The organism is Microcoleus sp. PH2017_09_SFU_O_A (assembly GCF_020738625.1).
Taxonomy (GTDB): domain Bacteria; phylum Cyanobacteriota; class Cyanobacteriia; order Cyanobacteriales; family Microcoleaceae; genus Microcoleus.
Genome location: NZ_JAEQCF010000166.1, coordinates 1 through 5,179 on the forward strand (window position 1 = coordinate 1; position 5,179 = coordinate 5,179).

Here is a 5,179-nt window from a genome sequence, read left to right on the forward strand (position 1 = left end):
TGTCATATATTTCGGTGAACTCGCCCCTACAGGATGATGATAAAATATTCTTTATCGTATTTTATGCCCAAATTCGTAGGGGCGGGTTCGCCATTAATTTTGTCACCAACAAACAATCTCAAAAACCCGCCCCAACCCAACCAATAACCCCCAAAAATCTCCCCGCCACATGGTTAAATTCAATGTATTGTTAATTTTTGGGCTGGGTGGGGGCGGGTTTTTATAATTGTCGTTGGGTGTCATATATTTCGGTGAACCCGCCCCTACAGGATGATGATAAAATATTCTTTATCGTATTTTATGCCCAAATTCGTAGGGGCGGGTTCGCCATTAATTGTGTCACCAACAAACAATCTCAAAAACCCGCCCCCACCAAACCAATAACCCCCAAAAACCTCCCCACCACATGGTTAAATTCAATGTATTCTTAATTTTTGGGCTGGGTGGGGGCGGGTTTTTATAATTGTCGTTGGGTGTCATATATTTCGGTGAACCCGCCCCCATCGTCGTTCTATTCGTCTCCCCGGATATGATTACAGCCAACCTGGTGCATATTTTGTGACAATTTGTATTTGGCAACGTCAGTGTATATTAGGTGACATTGAAGAACAAAATATGCTATTAAGCCGTTACGGTGAAGTAGTCAACTTTAATTGGTTTAATCTCAAGACAGTATATCCTCATATAGAATTAGATTCTTTTGTCATTATGCCGAATCATTTTCATGGAATCATCATCATAGAAAATCAGGATAAACGTCATGGGTTATCGGAAATTGTGAGAGGTTTTAAAACATTTTCTTCCAGTCGTATCAATCAACTACGCCGTGTTTCAGGAATCCAGGTATGGCAAAGGGGTTATTACGAACATATTATTCGCGATGAGACAACGTTTGCCAAAATTCAGGAATATATTATCAACAATCCGTATAAGTGGGAAACCGATGAAATGTACCCATCTAAAAAGTTTTGCAATTCCAAGAGAATCAATATTAAATTAGACAGTAAAAATGTATTATTGATGAATTTACGATCTTAAAAACAGAATTCGTAAGGGCGGGTTCGCCAGCGAAGTTGTCACTCACAAACAATCTCAAAAACCCGCCCAACCCAACCAATAAGCCCCAAAAACCTCCCCGCTACATGGTTGAATTCAATGTATTCTTAATTTCTGGGTGGGTGGGGGCGGGTTTTTATAATTGTCGTTGGGTGTCATATAATTCGGTGAACCCGCCCCTACAGGATGGTGATAAAATATTCTTTATCGTATTTTATGCCCAAATTCGTAGGGGCGGGTTCGCCACCGAATTTGTCACTCACAAACTATCTCAAAAACCCGCCCCAACCCAACCAATAACCCCCAAAAACCTCCCCGCCACATGGTTAAATTCAATGTATTCTTAATTTTTGGGCTGGGTGGGGGCGGGTTTTTATAATTGTCGTTGGGTATCATATATTTCGGTTATCATCATATCATCTACTAACAAAAACCATGAAATCAGCGGACAAAAACAATCTATTTTTCCTAACATTCCTCTCCTTCAGCACCTTAGCAACTTGGGAAACAGGACTTTTCACCCCATCCCAAATAGCCACAGCCCAAATCACCCCCGACACTGACGGCACGAATACTCAAATCACCCCCAGTGGCAACCAATTTAACATCCAAGGCGGCCAACAATCCAGCGACGGTACAAATCTATTTCACAGTTTCCAACAATTTGGTTTAACTCAAGGACAAACTGCTAACTTTATCTCAAATTCCAACATCCGCAATATTTTAGGGCGAGTTGTCGGCGGCGATGCTTCCATAATTAACGGCTTAATTCAAGTTACGGGCGGCAATGCCAACTTATTTTTAATGAATCCGGCGGGGATTGTTTTCGGTGCAAATTCCAGCTTAAATGTTCCCGGTTCTTTCACCGCGACTACTGCTACAGGAATTGGTTTCGGCAATAACTGGTTTAGTGCAGTTGGTACTAATGATTATACTAAATTAGTGGGAAATCCGAATACTTTTGCTTTTACAAATCAACAGCCTGGAGGAATTATCAATTTAGGCACTTTGGCTGTGAAACAAGGACAGAGTTTAAGTTTGTTGGGTGGCACTATTTTGAGTACGGGACAACTTTCTGCACCGGGAGGCAATATTACTATTGCGGCTGTACCCGGTCAAAATTTAGTCAGAATTAGTCAGCCGGGAAACTTATTGAGTTTGGAGATACAACCGCAATCTTTAGCCGGAAGTTCGCCTCAAAATTGGGTGTTGCCAGTTGCATCTTTGCCGCAGTTGTTGATGGGTGGTGAGGGAAGTGCAACCGGAGTGACAGTTAATTCTCAAGGACAAGTTGTATTAACGGGTTCGGGTTTACAGGTAAAGAATGGGGATGTGGTTTCTGGGGCATATACGGGTGCATCTCTCAAGGTAGATACAACTTCGGGTACGGGAAATATTATTTTTACTGGAGATATTAACATCACAAGTCCAGATGCAACTTTGGCTAGTGCTACTACAGGTGATGAATTTATATTGGGGAGTTCGCGATCGCTAATTTTGCGATCGGGCGGCAATATTCGAGTAGCCCAAATTCAGACATTTCCCGATACTAAGTTCTTTTCATTATCTGGTAAAACTGGGCCTGTAATTTTGCAAGCCGCAGGGAATATTAAAACTGAAAGAATTGATGTAAGTAATTTTAATGGTGATGCTAGTTCTATATCTTTGACTGCTGGAGGAGATATTTCAACAGGAGAACTTCGTGGTATAGTCAGTTCTGTTAATGGCAAGGGCGCTGATATTAGTGTTAATGCAGGTGGCACCTTGACTGTTACAGGATATATAGGAGCTTTCTCACCGAGTGGAGCGGGTGACATTACCTTCAAAGCAAAAGGCGATATCTCTATCAACTGTCCTAACGCCTCTGTTTGTATAGAGAGTTTTGCGGGGGGCGTTGCTGGATTAACACCTACTGGCAATGGCGGTAACGTTAGCATCATTAGCGAACAGGGTTCTATTATTTCCCTAAGAGATCCAATAAACATAGGTACTGACACGAGTGCTTCTCTCAGCAATCCTGGTACTTTAAATTTACAGGCAAGGGGTGACATTACTGTGGGCAGGATATCAGCATTCAGTTATCAAAATTCAAAATCTGATGGTGCAAATATTACTATTACTAGCGCAAATGGCAAGATTGAGTTTGGCGATATCAATAATTCTTCAGACAACGGCAAGGGTGGTAATATTACTATCTCTACCAGTGGAAATATTAGAACTGGTGATGTATTAAACTACGGTAAATTGCAAGGTGGTAGTGTTAATTTTACCACCACGAATGGTAGCATTACTACAGGAAAATTAAATGCAACCAGTTCTCAGGATTCAGGAAATGATACAATTTTTAACCCGGAAAATGGCGGCTCAATTACCTTAAATGCAGATCGCGATATTACGACTGGCAATCTCAGCGTCATGGCGAATCAAAACGGCGGCCCGATCGCACTTACGAGCGGCGGTCTCATCAATACGGGCGCGATCGACACCACGGGCGATCTAGCTGCTGGCAAAATCGCGCTTCAAGCTACCACGGGCATCAAAACATCAACCGCAGGAACAACAATTACAGGTCTTTCTGCTAAGGGCAATGGCAGTAACGTTACCTTATCTACTGTCAGCGGTAATATTAATGTAGGAGATTTGTTAGTTTCCGGTAAATTACAGGGTGGAAGTATTGGTGTCACAAATACGAATGGCGATATCACTACAGGTAAGTTAATTACAAGTTATGATGGTTCCGATAAAAACCTGACAACTAACAAAGGTGGGACAGTTACTTTAAATGCTAAAGGAAATATTACCACCAGCGCTATCCAAGCAATTGGCGTTCAAGAGGGCGCTGCGATTTCCCTGAAAAGCGGCGGGTTCATTAATACGACTGGCGGCATCATAAATGCGATCGGCGGTAACAGCGGTGGCAATATTTCCCTCGAAGCTAGTAGCAATATCACTACCGCCGGAATCGGAGCTTTATTATTAAGCGGATTCAATGCAAATAGCGGCAATCTTCGCATTCAAAGCGGCGGTAATATTGACACAACTGCTGGCTCGCTGATTACTGCTGCGGGAAGTGGCAAAGGTGGAAATATTGCGATAGATGCTAAGGGAACTGTGGCGACATCTAGTATTAATTCCCGCACTTTTGCTCCCAGCACTACTGTCACTGGCGGCAATATCGATGTCAAGGCAAATAGTATTACTGTGGGCGGAACTATCGAAACTAACCGCAATAATATTACGTTTGCTGCTCCGGTAACACTGTCTAACGACCTCTCTGTCAGAATTATGGAGACTGGCGACATTACTTTTGGTTCTACTGTTGATGGTTCACACAATCTCACGGTTCAACCCAAGGATGGAGTTGTTCAGTTTGGCGGTGCGATCGGCAATGTGACTCGTCTCAACAGTATCAATATTCAAGATGATATTCCCAAATCTACCGCCGCGATCGACATTGCTACAACTAATAATATTACCACTCAAAATATTATCTCGGACGCCGGAATTTATTTGTACAGCGAGAAGGGAGAAATTACTACAAAAAATCTCCAAGGGACAGCAGGAATTTATTTGTACAGCGAGAAGGGAGAAATTAAAACTGAGAATCTTAACTCGACTTCCCCTAACAATGGTGGCAATATCGATCTGAATGCTGGCACTAATATCACTGCTGGTGATATCAATTCTTCGGCAGATGGTAATGCAGGCAATATTTTGCTCGACGCTAACGGCAATATTAATGCTGGAAAAATTGACTCTTCTGCTGGGGGAAATGCGGGCGATGTCAGGGCGATTAACCGCAGCAGTGCTGGCAATATTGTTGTCAGTCAAATTAATGCTGAGAGTCGGGGCACGGGTACGGGCGGAAATGTTGGGATTTTGACTGAAAATTTTTTTCGATCGCCCAATTCGTTTATAGATAGAAACGGCATCAATGCTAGCATCTCTACGGCTGGAAGTCTAGGAGATGCTAGCGGCGGTACGATAATTATCCGCCACGGAGGCGCGGGAATCACGCCTTTTAGGCGTTGCTGAATCAGGGTATGAGACGAGAAAAAATGCGAGATTGGAGCCGAAAATGATTTCTGGGATTTTGATTGGGAATTGGAACATCTCCAAATTT

The 5,179-nt window shown here is 42.7% G+C and carries 3 protein-coding genes; all 3 read left to right on the forward strand.

Annotated features, from left to right (window positions below; translation table 11 throughout):
• Nucleotides 1-194, forward strand: a 194-nt coding sequence (locus JGK16_RS32205; RefSeq protein ID WP_293193933.1) for a hypothetical protein, incomplete at its 5' end; no start/stop codon positions are given.
• Nucleotides 195-558: 364 nt separating this feature from the next.
• A complete protein-coding gene (locus JGK16_RS32210; protein ID WP_293203589.1) occupies nucleotides 559-1,038 on the forward strand; it encodes a transposase in 480 nt (159 codons plus the stop codon).
• Nucleotides 1,039-1,491: 453 nt separating this feature from the next.
• On the forward strand, nucleotides 1,492-5,091 hold the full coding sequence (locus JGK16_RS32215; protein WP_293193937.1) for a filamentous hemagglutinin N-terminal domain-containing protein: 3,600 nt from the start codon (nucleotides 1,492-1,494) through the stop codon (nucleotides 5,089-5,091).
• Nucleotides 5,092-5,179 lie beyond the last annotated feature (88 nt).

Coding starts and splice junctions, on each gene's coding strand:
- JGK16_RS32215 (WP_293193937.1), top strand. CDS start 1,492: ATGAAATCAGCGGACAAAAACAATCTATTTTTCCTAACATTCCTCTCC.